Source organism: Streptomyces wedmorensis, from assembly GCF_000716445.1.
GTDB lineage: Bacteria > Actinomycetota > Actinomycetes > Streptomycetales > Streptomycetaceae > Streptomyces > Streptomyces wedmorensis.
Genome location: NZ_JNWK01000035.1, coordinates 21,525 through 39,056, shown reverse-complemented (window position 1 = coordinate 39,056; position 17,532 = coordinate 21,525). Strand labels below are relative to the sequence as shown.

Below are 17,532 nucleotides of genomic sequence, written 5' to 3'. Positions count from 1 at the left end.
GCCCGCGGTCGGTCGTGCGCGGTCGGCCGTCCGCGGTCGGTCGTCCGCGGTCGGTCGTCCACGATCGGTCGTCCACGGTCTGTCGCGGTCAGCGTCAGCGCCACCGGAGGAAGCGCTCCAGGAGGAGATAGGCGCGCCGTTCCGCGGCGGCGAGTTCGGTGGGGTCGATCTCCGCCTGCCACAACTCGCCCGCCGCGGCGTCGTCGGCCTCGCGCAGCTCCACCACGGCGGCCGCCAGCCGCGTCTGGACGGCCGGGAACGACCGCGCCGCACGCTCCGCCAGCACGCGCTCGGCCTCGTCGGAGGCCGCCGTGCAGGCGGCGAGCGCGCGTTCCGCCCGTACGGCGGCGCGGTCGTGCACCACGAGCAGCGCGCAGCCCAGCGCGACGCCGACCCCCAGGACGCTGCCCAGCGCCCGGTCCACGACGAGCGCCCCGGCGGGCGAGGGCGCGGCCAGATCGGAGAGCAGCAGGGCCAGCGGGGTGAGGAAGACGACGCCGAGGCCGTAGTTGCGGGCCACCACGTATTCGAGGAGGAATTCGAGCAGCACGATCACGAGGACCAGGAGCACGGGTCCGGGGTTCGCGGCGAGCACGCCGAGGGCGAGCAGCAGGCCCGCGACGGTGCCGAGGGTGCGCTGCACGGCCCGCTGCGTCGCCGTGCGCACGTTGACCGAGTGCAGGACCGCCGCGGCGGAGATCGCCGCCCAGTAGCCGTGGCCGAGCCCGAGGAGGAGGGCGGCGCCGCCCGCGATCCCGGTGCCGAGCGTCATCCGCAGGGCGGGCACGAGCAGGACCGCCGCGCGGCCGTGGCGCGGTCCCGTCACCAGCTCCGCGGCCCGCAGTTCGGCGGCTTCCCGGCCGGCCGGCCCCGCCCGCTTCCGGCCGCGGCCCCGGCGGCCCGGCCGGTCCGTCGGGGGCGGCGCCGTCAGCTCGGGCAGCGCGTACGGGAACCGGCGTCGGCGGCTCGCGAGCAGCCGGGCCTGTCGGCGCAGGCTTCCCGCCAGGCCCGAGGGGTCGTCCGGCGGGCGGCTGGGCGATCCGATGAGGAGCGACCAGCAGAGGTCGGTGAGCCGCAGGAGGGTGCCGCCCCGGCCGTCCCGTTCGGCGGAGGCCGGAGGGAGCCGGCCGAGGGTCCGGTACGCCTGGAGGACGGCGGCGGTCGCCCGGTGCCGTACGAGCCCGCTGCCGCCGCCCGCCGCCCACAGGTCGGCCAGCTCCCGGAGCGCGGCGGCCACCGCGAGCCGCTGCGGCCGGTCCGGGTGCACGAACCGGCCGGCCATCGCCAGGACCCAGGCGACGGCGGCACCGGCCGCTGCCAGGGCGGTCCGCGGCAGGACGTCGGCGGGGGCGGAGACGGCGTTGGCCGCCACCGCGAAGGAGAACAGCAGCAGGACGGCGCCGAGGCCCCGCAGGCGCGCCGCGTCACAGGCGAGCTTCGCGGCCCCCGCCACCACCGCCATGGCCGCCATCGTCACCGCCGCGCCCGCTCCCCCGTCCCAGGGGCGCGCCCACGCGGCGAGCGCCGTACCGAGGCCCACGCACGCCGTCATCGCCACCGCGACGACCGCGAGGACGCGGGCCCGGCGCCGGTACGGCAGGTTGCGGCCGAACGTGGTGGTGAACGAGCCCAGCATGGCGTAGACGGCCTGGTCGGCACGCCCCGCGAGCGCCATCGGCACGGCGGGCACCGCCATCGCGGCCGCCGCACGCACGGCGAACGACAGGGCGCCGTCCACGCTCTGCAGCGCCAGGGCGCCCCGGGGCGACAGAGCACGCCCCGCCGCCCTCCACCGGCCGGCCGGCCCCCGTCCTGCGTTCAGCACGCGCCGACCCACTCCTCGGAACCGTCCGCGAACACCTGGTGCTTCCAGATCGGCACCTCGTGCTTCAGGTCCTCCACGAGGCGTTCGCACGCGGCGAAGGCCTCCGCGCGGTGCGCGCAGGAGACGGCCGCGACGACGGCGACCTCGCCCACGGCCAGGCGGCCCGTCCGATGGACGGCCGCGAGGGCGCGTACGGGGAAGTCGGCGGCGGTCTTCTCCGCCACCCGCCGCAGTTCGGCCGCCGCGTCGGGATGACAGCTGTACTCCAGCGAGGCGACCGGCCGGCCGCCGTCGTGGTCGCGGACCGTCCCCACGAACAGGGCGGTGCCGCCGGCGGCGTCGTCGCCCACGGCCGCGTACACCTCGTCGAGCGAGAGCGGGGTGTCCCGGACGGCGAGGAGCCGGATCGGGTCGCCGGGTGGCGTCGGTGCCGGCACGGCCGCTCTTCCTGGCCCTCGTACGGATGACCGGCCACGCGTTTCGGTGTCGGTCTCGGGGACGGTCTCGGGCTCGGTCCTGGTCACGTTCGCGGTCTCGGTCTCGGTCCTGGTCACGTTCTCGGTCTCGGGCTCGGGCTCGGGCTCGGGCTCGGTCTCGGGCTCGGGCTCGGTCTCGGTCACGTTCTCGGTCTCGGTCTCGGTCACGTTCTCGGTCTCGGGCTCGGGCTCGGGCTCGGGCTGGGACCGGGATGGTGGCTGGGTCTCGGTCCGGTTCACGGCCCGGGTACTTCCAGGATCTCGACGGAGGCGCCGGCGTCCACTCCGCCGGGCGGGACCACCGCGAGGCCGTCGGCCAGGCAGAGACCGCGCAGCATCGCGGGGCCGTCGAACGGCAGCGGCGCCGCGCCGTGTCCGGTACGGCGCACCGGGAGGAGCCGGGTGTCCCGCGGGTGCCCGGGCAGGGCCGTGGCGGCGGTCGTACGGAGCGGTTCGGCGTCCGTGTGCCCGCCGAGGCGTCGCAGCAGCGGTACGGCGAGGGTGACCGCCCCGGCCACGGCGGCCAGCGGGTTGCCGGGCAGGCCCACCAGGCGTCGCGGCCGGCCGTCGGCGCCCGGCGGGAGCGCGGCGAGCAGCATCGGATGGCCGGGCCGCACGGCGACGGAGTCGACGAGCAGCCGGGCGTCGGCCGCGCCGAGCGCGGCGTGCAGGAAGTCCACCGGTCCGGCGGCGGTGCTGCCGGTGGTGACCACGACGTCGGCGGAGGAGTCGCGCACGGCGGCGCGCAGCCGCCCGAAGTCGTCCGGCACCAGGCGGCGGCCGACGAACTCCGCGCCGCCGCGCCGCAGCCACGGGGGCAGGAGCGGACCGAGCGCGTCGCGTACCCGGCCGTGCCGGGGCGGCCCCTCCTCCAGCAACTCGTCGCCGAGCACGAGCAGTTCCACGGTCGGGCGCCGGTGCACGGCCAGCCGGTCGTGCCCGGCGGCCGCGGCCAGGCCGAGGACGGCCGGTGTCACGGTCGTACCGGCGGGGAGCAGGGCTTCACCCGCGCGGCACTCCTGGCCGCACGGCCGGACATCGCGTCCGGAAGCCACCGGTCCGGGACCCTCGGAGCGGTCGTGCAGCAGCCCGGTCGCGGCATCGGTCTCCGCGTGCTCCCGGCGCAGTACGGCGCGCGCCCCGCTCGGCAGTCGTGCGCCGGTCGCGATGGGCACGGCGGTGCCGGGCGCGAGCCTCCCCGGCTGTCCGCCGGCCAGGACCCCCTCCCCCGACGGCTTCCACGGACCCGGCCCCGCCACGGCCCAGCCGTCCATCGCGGAGGTGTCGAACGCGGGCAGCGCGGTGAGGGCCGTCAGCGGTTCGGCCAGGGCGTGGCCCAGGGCTTCGGCGAGTGGCAGGGATCCCGCGGGCCGCGGCGGCCCGGCGGCGGCGCGCGCGGTGGCCCGGGCGCGGTGCCAGGCCATGGCGTGACCGCCGTGGCACCGCCGGGCCTCGTCCGGTGGGGCCTCCCGGCCCAGGGGTGTCACGGTCATGCGCTCTCCTCGGTTCGGGTCCCGGCCACGGGTACGGCCACGGGTACGGCGACGGGTACGGCCACGGGTACGGCGACGGGTCCGGCCGCGGGTCCGGCCGCGGGTACGGCCGCGGGTCCGGCCGCGGGTACGGCCGCGGGTACGGCCGCGGGTACGGCCGCGGGTGCGGCGACGGCCGGTGGCCGCGGTCAGCCGCCGATGGCGGACATCGGGCGTTGCGGGCGGCGGAAGGCCGGGGTGTCGATGGCGTGGCCGGGGCCCTTGCCGGCGATGGCGCCGCGCCAGGCGGCCTCGATCGCCGCGTCGTCGGCGCCGCCGCGGAGCAGGGCGCGGAGGTCGGACTCCTCGGCGGCGAAGAGGCAGTTGCGGAGTTGGCCGTCGGCGGTGAGCCGTACCCGGTCGCAGCCGCCGCAGAACGGGCGGGTGACGCTGGCGATGACGCCCACGACCGCCTCGGTCCCGGCGATCCGCCATTCCTCGGCGGGGGCGTTGTCCGGCCGGCCTACCGGGATCAGGTCGAAGCGCTCGCCCAGCCGGTCGAGGATCTCGTCGGCGGTGACCATCCGGTCGCGTTCCCAGGCGCCCTGGGCGTCGAGGGGCATGGACTCGATGAACCGCGTGCGGTAGCCGTGTTCGGCGCCGAAGGCGGCCAGGTCGGCGATCTCGTCGTCGTTCACCCCGCGCACCGGCACCGTGTTGACCTTGACCGGGGCGAGGCCCGCGGCGCGGGCGGCACGCAGCCCGTCCAGGACGTCGGTGAGGCGGTCGCGCCGGGTGATCTCGGCGTACCGCTCGGGGCGGAGGGTGTCGAGGCTGATGTTGACCCGGTGGAGACCGGCATCGCGCAGCGCGGCGGCGCTGCGCGCGAGGCCGATGCCGTTGGTGGTGAGGGAGAGTTCGGGGGCCGTGTCCAGGGTGCTCAGCCGCGCGACGAGCCCGGGCAGCCCCCGGCGCAGGAGGGGTTCGCCGCCGGTCAGTCGTACCGAGGTGATGCCGAGGCGCCGGGCGGCGACACCGACCAGGCGGACCACCTCGTCGTCGGTGAGCAGCTCGGGCCGGGGCAGCCAGTCGAGGCCCTCGGCCGGCATGCAGTACGTGCAGCGCAGGTTGCAGCGGTCGGTGAGCGACACCCGCAGATCCGTGTGGACCCGGCCGAAGCGGTCCACCAGGGGGGCGGGCCGCGCGGCGGCCTCGGTGGGGTCGGGAAGCACGTGTCCGCCTTCTTCCTCACCATGCGGCGGTGACATCGAATTCATGACCCGATCACCCTCGGCGAATTTTCCGCACAAGTCAAAGAAATGTTTTCGATGACGTGATAGGAGTCGCTTATCCGGTCGCACAAACCCCTTCACAGAAGGCCTGACACACCGATAGGCGGCACCGATCACGTCATCGGAATTACCACTTTGACTTTGCTCTGGAATCGGCCGAATCTGCTCTGCGGAGAGAATCGGATTCGTGTGAGAAATAGAGGCTCCCGACATCATGAGCAGCATCGAGGACCCGAGCGACGACCTGCGGGTCACCCCGCCGAAGACCTGGGCGACGGGTCTGCCCGCGGTGACGCACGCGCTGGAGTATTCCCTGAGCCAGACGTCCCCGCGGCGCACCGCGCTGACGCTGCTGAACATCAACCAGCCCCAGGGCATCGACTGCCCCGGCTGCGCCTGGCCCGAGCCCGCACCGGGCGAGCGGCACAGGAACGAGTACTGCGAGAACGGCGCGAAGCACATCAACGACGAGGCCACGTCGCGGCGCGTCACCCGGGACTTCTTCCGCGAGCACTCGGTCGCGGAGCTCGGCTCGATGTCCGACTACTGGCTCAACCAGCAGGGCCGGCTGACCGAGCCGATGGTCAAGCGGCCGGGCGCGACCCACTACGAGCCGATCGACTGGGACGAGGCGTTCGCCCTGCTCGCCGGGGAACTCAAAGCGCTGGACTCTCCCGACGAGGCCCTCTTCTACGTCTCGGGCCGGCTGAACAACGAGGCCGCGTTCCTCCTCCAGCTCTTCGCCCGCGCGTACGGCACGAACAACCTGCCGGACTGTTCCAACCTGTGTCACGAGTCCAGCGGTGCCGCGATGTCCGAGACGCTGGGGATCGGGAAGGGGAGCGTCTCCCTCGACGACATCCACCACGCGGACCTGGTCTTCGTCGTGGGGCAGAACCCGGGCACCAACCACCCCCGGATGCTGTCGGCCCTGGAGGAGACCAAGCGCAACGGCGGTCACGTGGTGGCGGTCAACACGCTGCCCGAGGCCGGGCTCATGCGGTTCAAGCACCCGCAGAAGGCCCGCGGGATCATCGGGCGCGGCACGCCGATCGCCGACCGGTTCCTGCACATCCGGGCCGGCGGCGACCTCGCCCTGTTCCAGGCCCTGAACCGGCTGCTCCTCGAAGCCGAGGACGCCGCGCCCGGCACGGTGCTCGACCACGACTTCATCACGGCCCACACCACGGGGTTCGCCGACTTCGCCGCGTACGCGCGGACGGTCCCGTGGGAGGACGTCCTGGCGGCCACCGGGCTGACCCGCGAGGAGATCCAGGAGGTGTTCGACCGGGTCCTCGCGAGCAGGAGCGTCATCGTGTGCTGGGCCATGGGCCTCACCCAGCACAAGCACGGGGTGCCGACCATCCGCGAGGTCGTCAACTTCCTCCTCGCCCGCGGCAACATCGGCAGGCCCGGCGCGGGCGTCTGCCCGGTGCGCGGCCACAGCAACGTCCAGGGCGACCGCACCATGGGCGTGTGGGAGCGGATGCCGCAGGAGTTCCTCGACGCCCTGGGCCGCGAGTTCGACTTCACCCCGCCCGCCCACCACGGCCTGGACGCGGTGAACGGCATCCGCGCCATGCGCGAGGGACGCGCCAAGGTGTTCCTCGGCGTCGCCGGCAACTTCGTGCGGGCCACCCCCGACAGCGCGGTCACCGAGGAGGCGATGCGCGGGTGCCGGCTCACCGCGCACGTCTCCACCAAGCTCAACCGCTCCCACACCGTGTGCGGCGACACGGCGCTGATCCTGCCGACCCTGGGCCGCAGCGACCGGGACGTGCAGGCCGGCGGCGAGCAGTTCGTCACCGTCGAGGACTCCATGAGCGACGTCCACGCCTCCCGCGGCAAGCTCCCGCCCGCCTCGCCGCACCTGCTCAGCGAGGTCGCGATCGTCAGCCGGCTCGCCCACGCGACCCTGGGCGACCGGCCGTTCATCCCGTGGAAGGAGTTCGAGACCGACTACGGCACCATCCGCGACCGGATCTCCCGGGTCGTCCCGGGCTTCGAGGACTTCAACGCGCGGGTCGCCGTGCCCGGCGGCTTCACCCTGCCCAACCCGGTGAACTCGGGGGTCTTCCCCACGCCGAGCGGCAAGGCCGTCTTCACCCGCAACGAGTTCACGATGCCGCACGTCCCCGAGGGACACCTGCTGCTGCAGACCCTGCGCTCGCACGACCAGTGGAACACGGTCTGGTACGCCCCGAACGACCGCTACCGGGGCATCCACGACGCCCGCCGGGTCGTGATGGTGAACCCCGCCGACCTGGCGGACCTCGGCCTCGCCGATCGCGACCCGGTGGACCTCGTGAGCGTCTGGCACGACGGGCGGGAGCGGCGCGCGGAGGGCTTCCGGGTCGTCGCCTACCCGGCGAGCCGCGGCTCCGCGGCCGCGTACTACCCGGAGACCAACGTCCTGGTGCCGCTGGACAGCGTCGCCGACATCAGCAACTGCCCGACGTCCAAGGGGGTCCTGATCCGGCTGGAGCCGGCCCGTGATCCCGCGGCCGAAGAGGGGAGCGGACCATGGGGCGAGTGACCGTGCGCCGGCGCGTCCTGCGCGTGCGGGAGGGGGATCCCTCCTACCGTGCGGACACCCTGGCCGCCGAGGAGCCGATGGAGATCCGGGTGGGCGGGCGCCCGCTGACCGTGACGATGCGCACCCCGGGCGACGACTTCGACCTGGCGGCCGGGTTCCTGGTGAGCGAGGGAGTGGTGGACTCCGCGCGGGACGTGGCCGGGATCCGCTACTGCGCGGGGGCCACGTCCGACGGCGGCAACACGTACAACGTGGTCGACGTGGTCCTCGCCCCCGGCGTGGCCGCCCCCGACGCCTCCCTGGAGCGAAACTTCTACACCACCTCCTCGTGCGGGCTGTGCGGGAAGGCGAGCCTGGACGCGGTGCGGACCACGGCCGCCTGGTCCGTGTCCGAGGACCCGCTGCGCGTCGGCCCCGAGGTCCTGTCGGCCCTCCCCGACCGGCTGCGGGCCGCCCAGAAGGTCTTCGACAGCACCGGCGGGCTGCACGCGGCCGGGCTGTTCTCGGCCGAGGGCGAGCTGCTGTGCCTGCGGGAGGACGTCGGCCGGCACAACGCCGTGGACAAGGTCGTCGGCCACGCCCTGCGGTCGGGAATGCTGCCGCTGCGCGGGACCGTCCTGATGGTGAGCGGCCGGGCCTCCTTCGAGCTGGTGCAGAAGGCGGTGATGGCCGGAATCCCGCTGCTCGCGGCCGTCTCCGCGCCGTCCTCGCTCGCCGTGGACCTCGCCGCCGGGAGCGGGCTGACCCTGGTCGGCTTCCTGCGGGGCACGTCGATGAACGTCTACTGCGGCGGCGACCGCCTGGAGGCCGGGGCCATGGTCTGACCGGGGGCGTCGACTGGCGTTCGAGCGGGTGGTCGGGTAGACCCGTGGGGTGCTGTTCCGTCAACTCGAGTACCTGGTGGCCCTTTCCCGGGAGCGTCATTTCGCCCGCGCCGCCCAGGCCTGCCACGTCTCCCAGCCCGCGCTCTCGGAGGCGATCCGCAAGTTCGAGGAGGAGCTCGACGTCCCGCTGGTGCTGCGCGGCCGCACCTACGAGGGCCTCACCCCCGAGGGCGAACGGATCGTGGTGTGGGCGCAGCGGATCCTGGCGGACCGCGACGCGCTCAAGAGCGAGGCCGGTGCGCTGCGTACGGGGCTGAGCGGCCGGCTGCGGATCGGCTCGGTCCCGACCGCGTCGGGTTCCGTCGCCCTGCTGACCGCGCCGTTCTGCCTGGCCCACCCGCTCGTGACGGTGGAGGTGACGGCGGACCTGCGGTCGGACGACGTGCTGCGGCAGTTGCGGGATTTCGAGCTCGACGCCGGGGTCACGTATCTGCGCCGCGGGCTCGGGGACCGGTTCCGGGCGGTGCCGCTGTACGAGGAGCGGTACGTGCTCCTCACCGGCGAGGCCGACGCCCCGGCGCACCGGACCGCGGTGACCTGGGCGGAGGCGTCGCGGCTGCCGCTCTGTCTGCTGACCGGGGCGATGCAGGGGCGTCAGGTGCTCGACGAGTTGTTCGCCGAGGCGGGAGTGCTGCCGTCGCCCCGGGTCGAGACGGACTCCGTGGCGGCGCTCTTCGCGCATGTGCGGACGGGCCGTTGGGCGAGCGTCGTGCCGCACACCTGGCTGCACGTCTTCGGCGTGCCGCACGGGATGCGGACGCTCCCGCTGGTCGAGCCGTCCCGGACGGTGTCGATGGGGCTGGTGACCAGTGCGAGGGAGCCGGGATCGGTGCTGGCCCGCGCCCTCGCGGAGATCGCGGGGCGCACGGACGTCGCCGCGGCGCTGGAGCACCTGCCCGAAGGCCCCGGGCCGTCGCCCGGGGCCTCGTAGGAGCGTTTCCGGCGGCTCAGACTTCGCCGCCGGCCGCCGTGTCCGCGGCCGCCGGCTTGCGGACGGTGCAGTGGAGCGAGTCGTCGACGACGTCGGCGACGATCGTGTCGCCGGGGTCGGCCTCGCCGCCGAGGAGGAGGGAGGCGACGCGGTTGTCGAGCTCGGTCTGGATGGTGCGGCGCAGCGGGCGGGCGCCGAACGCCGGCTGGTAGCCGTGCGCGACGAGCAGCTTCTTCGCGGCCTCGGTGACCTCCAGGGTCATGCCCTGCGCGTGGACGCGTTGCTTGCTGCGGTCGAGAAGGTGGTCGACGATCTCCGACAGGTCGTCCTCGGTGAGGCTGTGGAAGACGATGATGTCGTCGATGCGGTTGAGGAACTCGGGCAGGAAGCGTCCCCGCAGGTCCTCCATCAGCTCGTCCTTGAGCTCGGCCGCGTCGCCCTCGTGGGCGAGGATGCGGTGGGCGCCGATGTTGGACGTCATGATGACGACGCAGTGGCGGAAGTCGACCGTGCGGCCCTGGCCGTCGGTGAGGCGGCCGTCGTCGAGGATCTGGAGCAGCGTGTTGAAGACGTCCGGGTGCCCCTTCTCCACCTCGTCGAAGAGCACCACGCTGTACGGCTGGCGCCGCACCTTCTCGGTGAGCTGGCCGGCCTCCTCGTAACCGACGTATCCGGGGGGAGCTCCGACGAGCCGGGCGACCGTGTGCTTCTCCTGGAACTCGCTCATGTCGAACCGGATCATCCGGTCCTCGTCGCCGAACAGCAGGGCGGCGAGGGTCTTGGCGAGCTCCGTCTTGCCGACGCCGGTGGGCCCGAGGAAGAGGAAGGAGCCGACCGGGCGGTTCGGGTCGCCCATGCCGGCGCGGTTGCGGCGCACCGCCTCGGAGACGGCGGTGACCGCCTCGTCCTGGCCGACGATCCTGGCGTGCATCTCCTCCTCCAGTTTGAGGAGCTTCTCCTTCTCGCTGGCGGTGAGCTGGGAGACCGGGATGCCCGTACGCCGGGACACGATGTCGGCGATGTCGGCGGCCGTCACCGAGACGACGCCCTCGCGGCGCTCCTCGATGCCCGCGAGCTCGCCCTCCGCCTCGGCGATCTGCCGCTTCAGGTCCGAGGCCTTCTCGAACTCCTCGCCGGAGACGGCCTGGTCCTTCTCGCGCCGCAGCTTGGCGAGCCGGTCCTCGCGACTGATCACCTCGGTGGAGCGCCCGGTGCCGCGGAGCCGTACGCGGGCGCCCGCCTGGTCCATCAGGTCGATGGCCTTGTCGGGCAGGAACCGGTCGCTGATGTAGCGGTCGGAGAGCTCCGCGGCCGCCGCCAGGGCTCCGTCGGCGAAGCGGACCTGGTGGTGGGCCTCGTACGCGTCCCGCAGCCCTTCGAGGATCTGCACGGTCTCCTCGACCGTCGGCTCGGGGATCAGCACGGGCTGGAAGCGGCGTTCGAGGGCGGCGTCCTTCTCGATGTGCTTCCGGTACTCGTCGATGGTGGTCGCCCCCACCAGCTGGAGCTCGCCGCGCGCGAGGGCGGGCTTGAGCATGTTGCCCGCGTCCATCGCGCCCTCGCCCGTCGCGCCCGCGCCGACGACCGTGTGCAGCTCGTCGATGAAGACGATGATCTCGCCGCTCGCCTGCTGGACGTCCTCGATGACCTTCTTCAGACGCTCCTCGAACTGTCCGCGGTACTGCGCGCCGGCCACCATCCCCGACAGGTCGAGGGAGACGACCCGCTTGCCCTTCAGGGTCTCGGGGACCTCGTCCGCGACGATGCGCTGGGCGAGACCCTCCACGATGGCGGTCTTGCCGACGCCGGGCTCGCCGATGAGCACCGGGTTGTTCTTGGAGCGGCGGGAGAGGATCTCGACGGTCTGCTCGATCTCCTCGGCCCGTCCGACGACGGGGTCGAGCTTGCCCGCCCTGGCCTCCTCCGTCAGGTCCCGGCCGTACTCGTCGAGGGTCGTGGCGGGCTGCTGCTTCGCCGCGGGGGGAGCGCCGCCTTCCGCGCGGCCGGACTTGTCCGTCAGCCCGCGCAGCTTCTGTACGTCCACGTCGTCCGCGCGCAGCAGCCGGGTGGCGCCGGAGCCGGCGTCCTCCAGGAGCGCGCCGAGGATGTGCTCGGGGCCGATGTACGACACGCCCGCGGCCTGCGAGTGCCCGTAGGCGGCGGCGAGCGTGCGCTTCGCCGCCGGGGTGAGTCCCGGTTCCGCGGACGGCCCGCCGGACTCGCGGGGCAGCACCCGGTCGAGCTGGGAGGCGAGCGCGTCGGGGTCCACGCCGACCTGGGACAGCAGCCTGCGGGTGGGGTCGACCTGGGTGGCCGCCCACAGCAGGTGCTCCGTGTCGAGGTCGGCCGTGCCGTCCTTCACCGCCTTCTGCGTGGCCATGTTGAGGAGTTCGTACGACGACTCCGTCAGCAGCCGCCCGATGGGGACGCGTTGCACCGCCGGAGGCGACGACGCCGGTGACATGCCGAAGAACCTGTTCAGCATGTCGCCGAACGGATCGGACGAGCCAAAGGGGGAACCGAACGCCATCGACATGTCTGCTCCAGAGACGCGTGGGGGGAGTCGATCCCACTGAAACGCCATGTCCACCGCTCCGCAAACGGAACGGAACGGAGCGTGACGACCGGCGGGGCGAGCGGCTGGGTCGATCGACGGGAGTGACCTGCGGGGTCGTCAGCGGCGTCGTCTGCGGGGCGATCTGCGGGGTCGTCTGCGGGGCGACCCGCGGGCGGGGCCCGACACGCCCGTCCCGCCCGGATGGTCCGCGTTCCCGGCCCGGGGCACCGCTCCCGTCGACGATGGCCCCATGACCTCCGCGATCCCCCCGCAGACCCCGGACGGCCCGCAGACCCCGGAGGGCCCGGACGATCCGGGCGGCCCGAACGATCCGGGCAGCCCAGACGGCCCGGATGGCCGTCCCGGCCCGGACGACCGCGGCCCCGGCGTCCGGGCCGGGGCGGTTCTCCGGCGTCCCGCGCTCTGGCTCGTGCCGACACTGCTGAGCGCGCTGGTCGCGCTGCTGCTCTCGCTCCTCTACATGGGTGGCATCCTCAACCCGGCCGACAACCTGCACCGGCTGCCCGTCGCCCTCGTCGACGAGGACCAGGGACGCCCGCTGCCGGGGCAGCGGGAGAACCTGGGGAAGCAGATCACCGACGCGATCCTCTCGGCCTCGCAGGGGAAGGACAGCGTGGACTGGCGCCTGCTCGGCCGCGCGGAGGCGCAGGACGCGCTCGCCTCCGGGAAGGTCTTCGGCGCGCTGGTCGTCCCCGAGGACTTCACCGCGTCCGTCGCGGCACTGACCACGAACCGGGCGACGGCACGGCCGACGCTCACCGTGCTCACGAACCCGGGCGTCGGCAGCCTGGGCTCCTCCCTCACCGCCACGATCAACCAGAACGCCGCCCACCAGGCCTCCCTGACCATCGGGAAGCAGCTCACGGCCACCACCACCGTGCCCACGACGCGCCTGCTGCTGGCCGATCCGGTGGAGGTCACCACCCGCGTCGGCCATCCGATCGGCCGGCACAGCGGCCTGGGCCTGACCGCCTTCTACTTCACGCTGCTGCTCGTCCTCGGCGGCTTCATCGGCGGGAACCTCGTCAACACCGGCGTCGACACCGCCCTCGGATACGCGGACAGCGAGCTCGGCCCCTGGCACACCCGCCGGCCGACCGTGCCCATCGACCGCACCCGGACCCTCGTCGTGAAGATGGTCATGACGGCGGGCATCTCGGTCCTGACCACGACCCTCGTGATGGTGGCGACGATCGGGATCCTGGACATGGACGCCTCGCACCTGCCGATGCTGTGGCTCTTCTCCTACTGCTCGACGGTCGCCGTCGGCCTCGGCGTCCAGGCCATCAACGCCGCCTTCGGAGGGATCGGACAGCTCGTGTCCATGTTCGTCTTCATCGCCCTGGCCCTCCCCTCCTCCGGCGCGACCGTCCCCCTGGAGGCCACCCCGGGCTTCTACCGCTTCCTGGGCGTCTTCGAGCCGATGCACCAGCTGAGTGCCGGCGTCCGCTCCATCCTCTACTTCGACGCCCGCGCCGACGCGGGCCTCGCCCGCGGCTGGATCATGATCGCGATCGGCACGGTCCTCGCCCTGGCGTTCGGCTTCGCCATGACCCGCTACTACGACCGCCGGGGCCTGCGCCGCCTCACCCCGCAGCCGTAGGGGGTGTCTCGCCGATCACGCCGGGGCCGCGGCGTGATCGGCGAGACACCCCTTGGTGACCCCTACTCCCACTCGTCTACTCCCACTCGTCCCACGGCGGCTCGGCCTCCGTCTCGTCCCAGGGCGGCTCCTCGTCGTACGGCGCCGCGGCCCGCGGCGCCGGGACCGGGGAGGCGGACGGGGACGGAGACGGAGACGCGGCGACAGGACCTCTGGGGGCCGGGGCCGAGGTCGAGGCCGGTTCGGACGCGGTGGCCGGGGCGGTGCCCGGGGCCTCGCACTCCGCCAGGGCGGCGAGGACGCCGTCGGCGTACTTGGTGAGCTTGGCCTCGCCGACGCCGCCGACGGTGCCGAGCTCCTCGACCGTGCCGGGGAAGAGGGTGGCGATCTCGCGGAGGGTCGCGTCGTGGAAGACGACGTACGCCGGCACGCCCTGCTCGCGTGCGGTGGCGGCCCGCCAGGCGCGCAGGGCCTCGAAGACCGGGACGGCGGCGGCCGGCAGGTCGACCGGCACGCGGGCGCCCTTGCCCGAGCGGGCCCCGGGCTCCTTGCGGGACGGTGCGGCGGGGGCCTTCTCCTTGCGCAGGGGCACGGGGAGGCGGCCGCCCAGCACCTCGCCGCTCCGGTCCGTGAGGACGAGCGTCCCGTAGTCGCCCTCCACCGCGAGCAGCCCCTGTGCGAGGAGCTGGCGGACGACGCCGCGCCACTCGGCGGTGCCGAGGTCGGACCCGACGCCGAACACCGACAGCGCGTCGTGGTCGAACTGGATGACCTTGGCGGTCTTCTTGCCCTGGAGGATGTCGATGATCTGGCCGGCGCCGAACTTCTGGCGCCTTTCCTTGGCCAGCCGCCACACGGTGGAGAGCAGTTTCTGCGCGGCGACGGTCCCGTCCCAGGACTCGGCGGGCGTCAGACAGGTGTCGCAGTTGCCGCACGGCTTTCCGGCCTGCCCGAAGTAGGCGAGGAGCCGTACCCGGCGGCAGTCGACCGTCTCGCAGAGCGCGAGCATGGCGTCCAGGTGCATGCCGAGCGCCCGGCGGTGCTGCTCGTCGCCCTCGGAGCCCTCGATGAGCTTGCGCTGCTGGACCACGTCCTGGAGGCCGTACGCCAGCCAGGCCGTGGCCGGCTCGCCGTCGCGGCCGGCGCGGCCGGTCTCCTGGTAGTAGCCCTCGACGGACTTCGGCAGGTCGAGGTGGGCCACGAAACGCACGTCCGGCTTGTCGATGCCCATGCCGAAGGCGATCGTGGCGACCACCACGACGCCGTCCTCCCGCAGGAAGCGGGCCTGGTTGGCCGCCCTCGTACGGGCGTCCATGCCGGCGTGGTACGGCACGGCGTCGATGCCGTGCTCCACGAGGGCGGCCGCGGTCTTCTCCACCGAAGACCGCGACAGGCAGTAGACGACGCCGGCGTCCCCGGTGTGCTCGGTCCTGAGCAGGTCGAGCAGCTGCTTGAACGGGTTGTTCTTCGGGACGATGCGGTACTGGATGTTCGGCCGGTCGAAGCCCGCCACGAAGTGCCGGGCGTCCTCGAGGCCGAGCCGCGCCGCGATCTCGGTGTGGGTGGCCTCCGTCGCCGTCGCGGTCAGCGCGATCCGCGGCACCTTCGGCCACCGCTCGTGCAGCATGGACAGGGCCAGGTAGTCGGGCCGGAAGTCGTGGCCCCACTGGGCGACGCAGTGCGCCTCGTCGATCGCGAAGAGCGACACCTTGCCCCGGTCGAGCAGCCGCTGGGTCCCCTCGGTCCGCAGCCGCTCGGGAGCGAGGTAGAGCAGGTCCAGCTCGTCGGCGAGGAAGGCCTGCTCGACGGCCTGCCGCTCGTACGGGTCCTGCGTCGAGTTGAGGAAGCCGGCCCGCACACCGAGCGCCCTGAGCGCGTCCACCTGGTCCTGCATCAGCGCGATGAGCGGCGAGATCACCACGCCCGTGCCGTCTCTGACCAGGGCCGGGATCTGGTAGCAGAGGGACTTGCCGCCGCCGGTCGGCATCAGGACGAGCGCGTCGCCGCCGCCGACGACCTGCTCGATGATCTCCTGCTGCTCGCCCCGGAAGGAGCTGTATCCGAAGACGCGCTGAAGGACCCGCGCGGCGTCGGAGATCTCGGTGGATTCGTCGGAAAGGACCATTCACGCAGCCTATCCGCCCCCGCCGACACTCCGGTCCCGTCCGGCGTAACCTGTGGACAACCTCGCCCACGGCCGTCGGCGCGCCCCGTCGGCCCGCGGAGACCGGGGTTCCGCAGGCAACCTCACGGGCCGTCCCGGCGTCCTTCCGTGCGGCACGCGTCGGCCGATCCGACGCCCACGGACCACGTACGGCCCGGGGAACGCGACCATCCGGCAGCGGACAGGACATGTGATGAGCGACAAGGCCCGGATCCTCTTCGACGCGCTCGACCTCGATCAGGACGGCACCCTGACGCGGGCCGAGGTCATCAGCGCGCTCCGGGCCAAGGGCCCGACCCTCGCCGCACGGGGCGTGATCCCGGTCTGGGGCGTCGGGGACGACGACGCCGCCTCGGCGCTGTTCGACGAGGCCGACCGCAACGGCGACCGCGTCCTCAGCTTCGAGGAGTTCGCCGCCCTGGTGGACCGCCGCTTCGGCTGGTAGGCCTCTCGACGGTCACGTGGCCGCCCCCGTCGGCACCGCGGCCGAGAGGGCGGTGGCGAGACCGTGCGCCAGGGCGGTGTCGGCGGCCTCGGCCGTCCGGTCCGGGGTCGCGCCGGCCGTGATCACGTGGCCGACGCGGCCCCGGAAGTCCTCGGCGGGTGCGACGACGGTGCCGGCCGGGCGGTAGACGGCGGTGTCGACGACGCCGGCGACGGCGCGGGCCGCCTCCTCGGCGGCGGTGACGTCGGTGAGGACGCTCTCGGTGGCCGCGGTGAGGAACCTGATGGAGGCCGCTCCGGCGGCGTCCGCCGTGCCGGCGAGGTCGACGGGCTCACCCAGCGCGGCCCGTACCTGGGCGCCGACGAGGTCGACGCCGAGGGCACGGCGCACGAGCTCCGGGATCATTCCGCCGGCCAGCCGGGGGTTGACCTCGATGACGCGGGCGACGTCGCCGTCGAGCCGGAGCTCGACGTGGGCGGCGCCCCAGCCGAGGCCGAGGGCCGTGACGGCGCGGACGGCGCTGTCGACGAGCGCGGCGGCCTGGACGGCGGGCAGCAGGGCGGGCACGTCGTGGCCGGTCTCGACGAACACCGGGGGCGCGCCGACGTGCTTGGCGACGGTGACGACGGCCTCGTCGCCGAAGACCTCCACCGAGAACTCGCGCCCGGTCAGGTACTCCTCGACGAGCACGACGCCGGGGGTGCTCAGGCCGCGCTCGTTGACGGTGGCGGCCAGCAGCCCCCGGACGTGCTCGGCGACCTCGTCCCCGTCCCGGCAGAGGCGTACTCCCAGGCTTCCCGAGCCCTGCACCGGCTTGACGACGGCGGGGCCGTCGAGCGACCGGGCGGCCGCGAGCGCCTCGGCCACGTCGCCGGCCACGTGGAAGCGGGGCACGGGCACGCCGGCCCCGGCCAGGGTGCGGCGCTGCGCGGACTTGTCGCGGCAGGCCCGGACGGCGTCGGCGGACGGCCCGTCCAGCCCGAGGCGCCGGGCGAGGTCGGCGGCCGTGGCCACGTAGTACTCGGAGCTGGAGAGGACCCCGGCGATCCGCGCGTCGGCCGCGAGAGCGGTCACCGCGGCCCACAGGGCGTCGCCGTCCGCGGTGTCGACGACGACGGTCCTCAGCCCGTCCTCGGCGGCGTACGGATAGCGGGCGGGGTCCGTGGACAGCAGCACGGGTTCGGCTCCGCACGCGCGGGCCCGCTGGGCGAACTGGCGTCCGGTGCCGGTGGTGTTGGACTCGACGAGCAGCAGCAGGGGTGCGTCCGTGCCGGGGCCCGCGCCGTCGCGCGTGTCGTCGGCGCCCGTGATCCTGGTCGTCGTCAT

At 73.9% G+C, this 17,532-nt stretch carries 12 protein-coding genes; 5 read left to right on the top strand and 7 right to left on the bottom strand.

Going from position 1 to position 17,532, the window contains the following annotated elements; genetic code table 11:
* Positions 1 to 94: 94 nt before the first annotated feature.
* The 4 genes from OO54_RS25340 to moaA form a co-directional block, all read right to left on the bottom strand.
* Positions 95 to 1,696, bottom strand: a complete 1,602-nt coding sequence (locus OO54_RS25340; RefSeq protein ID WP_234439499.1) for an FUSC family protein — start codon at positions 1,694 to 1,696, stop codon at positions 95 to 97.
* Positions 1,697 to 1,818: 122 nt separating this feature from the next.
* Positions 1,819 to 2,262, bottom strand: a complete 444-nt coding sequence (locus OO54_RS25335; protein ID WP_033207078.1) for a molybdenum cofactor biosynthesis protein MoaE — start codon at positions 2,260 to 2,262, stop codon at positions 1,819 to 1,821.
* 275 nt (positions 2,263 to 2,537) lie between these two features.
* Positions 2,538 to 3,794, bottom strand: coding sequence for a molybdopterin molybdotransferase MoeA (locus OO54_RS25330; protein WP_200146727.1), 1,257 nt, complete (start codon positions 3,792 to 3,794; stop codon positions 2,538 to 2,540).
* 188 nt (positions 3,795 to 3,982) lie between these two features.
* Positions 3,983 to 5,005 carry a GTP 3',8-cyclase MoaA gene (gene moaA, locus OO54_RS25325; protein ID WP_033206890.1) on the bottom strand — a complete coding sequence of 341 codons (1,023 nt, stop codon included), beginning with the start codon at positions 5,003 to 5,005 and terminating at the stop codon, positions 3,983 to 3,985.
* A gap of 274 nt (positions 5,006 to 5,279) precedes the next feature.
* Here moaA and OO54_RS25320 point away from each other — a divergent pair, with 274 nt between their 5' ends.
* The 3 genes from OO54_RS25320 to OO54_RS25310 are packed head-to-tail and all read left to right on the top strand — an operon-like array spanning position 5,280 to position 9,416.
* Positions 5,280 to 7,601, top strand: coding sequence for an FdhF/YdeP family oxidoreductase (locus OO54_RS25320; RefSeq protein WP_033206889.1), 2,322 nt, complete (start codon positions 5,280 to 5,282; stop codon positions 7,599 to 7,601).
* A complete protein-coding gene (gene fdhD / locus OO54_RS25315; RefSeq protein WP_033206887.1) occupies positions 7,589 to 8,425 on the top strand; it encodes a formate dehydrogenase accessory sulfurtransferase FdhD in 837 nt (278 codons plus the stop codon). Before OO54_RS25320 ends, fdhD begins: the two co-directional genes overlap by 13 nt.
* Before the next feature lie 49 nt (positions 8,426 to 8,474).
* Positions 8,475 to 9,416 carry a LysR family transcriptional regulator gene (locus OO54_RS25310; protein ID WP_033206886.1) on the top strand — a complete coding sequence of 314 codons (942 nt, stop codon included), beginning with the start codon at positions 8,475 to 8,477 and terminating at the stop codon, positions 9,414 to 9,416.
* Positions 9,417 to 9,432: 16 nt separating this feature from the next.
* Here the strand turns inward: OO54_RS25310 and OO54_RS25305 are convergent, their stop codons facing one another.
* Entirely contained in the window at positions 9,433 to 11,952 is a 2,520-nt protein-coding gene (locus tag OO54_RS25305; RefSeq protein WP_033206884.1) for an ATP-dependent Clp protease ATP-binding subunit, read from the bottom strand.
* Between the two features lie 271 nt (positions 11,953 to 12,223).
* On the opposite strand from OO54_RS25305, the gene OO54_RS25300 reads away from it, so the two are divergent.
* A complete protein-coding gene (locus OO54_RS25300; RefSeq protein WP_033206881.1) occupies positions 12,224 to 13,597 on the top strand; it encodes a YhgE/Pip domain-containing protein in 1,374 nt (457 codons plus the stop codon).
* A 76-nt stretch (positions 13,598 to 13,673) separates the two neighbouring features.
* Here OO54_RS25300 and recQ read toward each other — a convergent pair whose 3' ends face one another.
* Entirely contained in the window at positions 13,674 to 15,722 is a 2,049-nt protein-coding gene (gene recQ / locus OO54_RS25295) for a DNA helicase RecQ (RefSeq protein WP_033206879.1), read from the bottom strand.
* A 232-nt stretch (positions 15,723 to 15,954) separates the two neighbouring features.
* Between recQ and OO54_RS25290 the strand changes: the two genes are divergently transcribed.
* Entirely contained in the window at positions 15,955 to 16,206 is a 252-nt protein-coding gene (locus OO54_RS25290) for an EF-hand domain-containing protein (RefSeq protein ID WP_017240930.1), read from the top strand.
* A 12-nt stretch (positions 16,207 to 16,218) separates the two neighbouring features.
* Here OO54_RS25290 and OO54_RS25285 read toward each other — a convergent pair whose 3' ends face one another.
* Complete coding sequence (locus OO54_RS25285; RefSeq protein ID WP_033206876.1) at positions 16,219 to 17,532, bottom strand: ATP-grasp domain-containing protein; 1,314 nt, start codon at positions 17,530 to 17,532, stop codon at positions 16,219 to 16,221.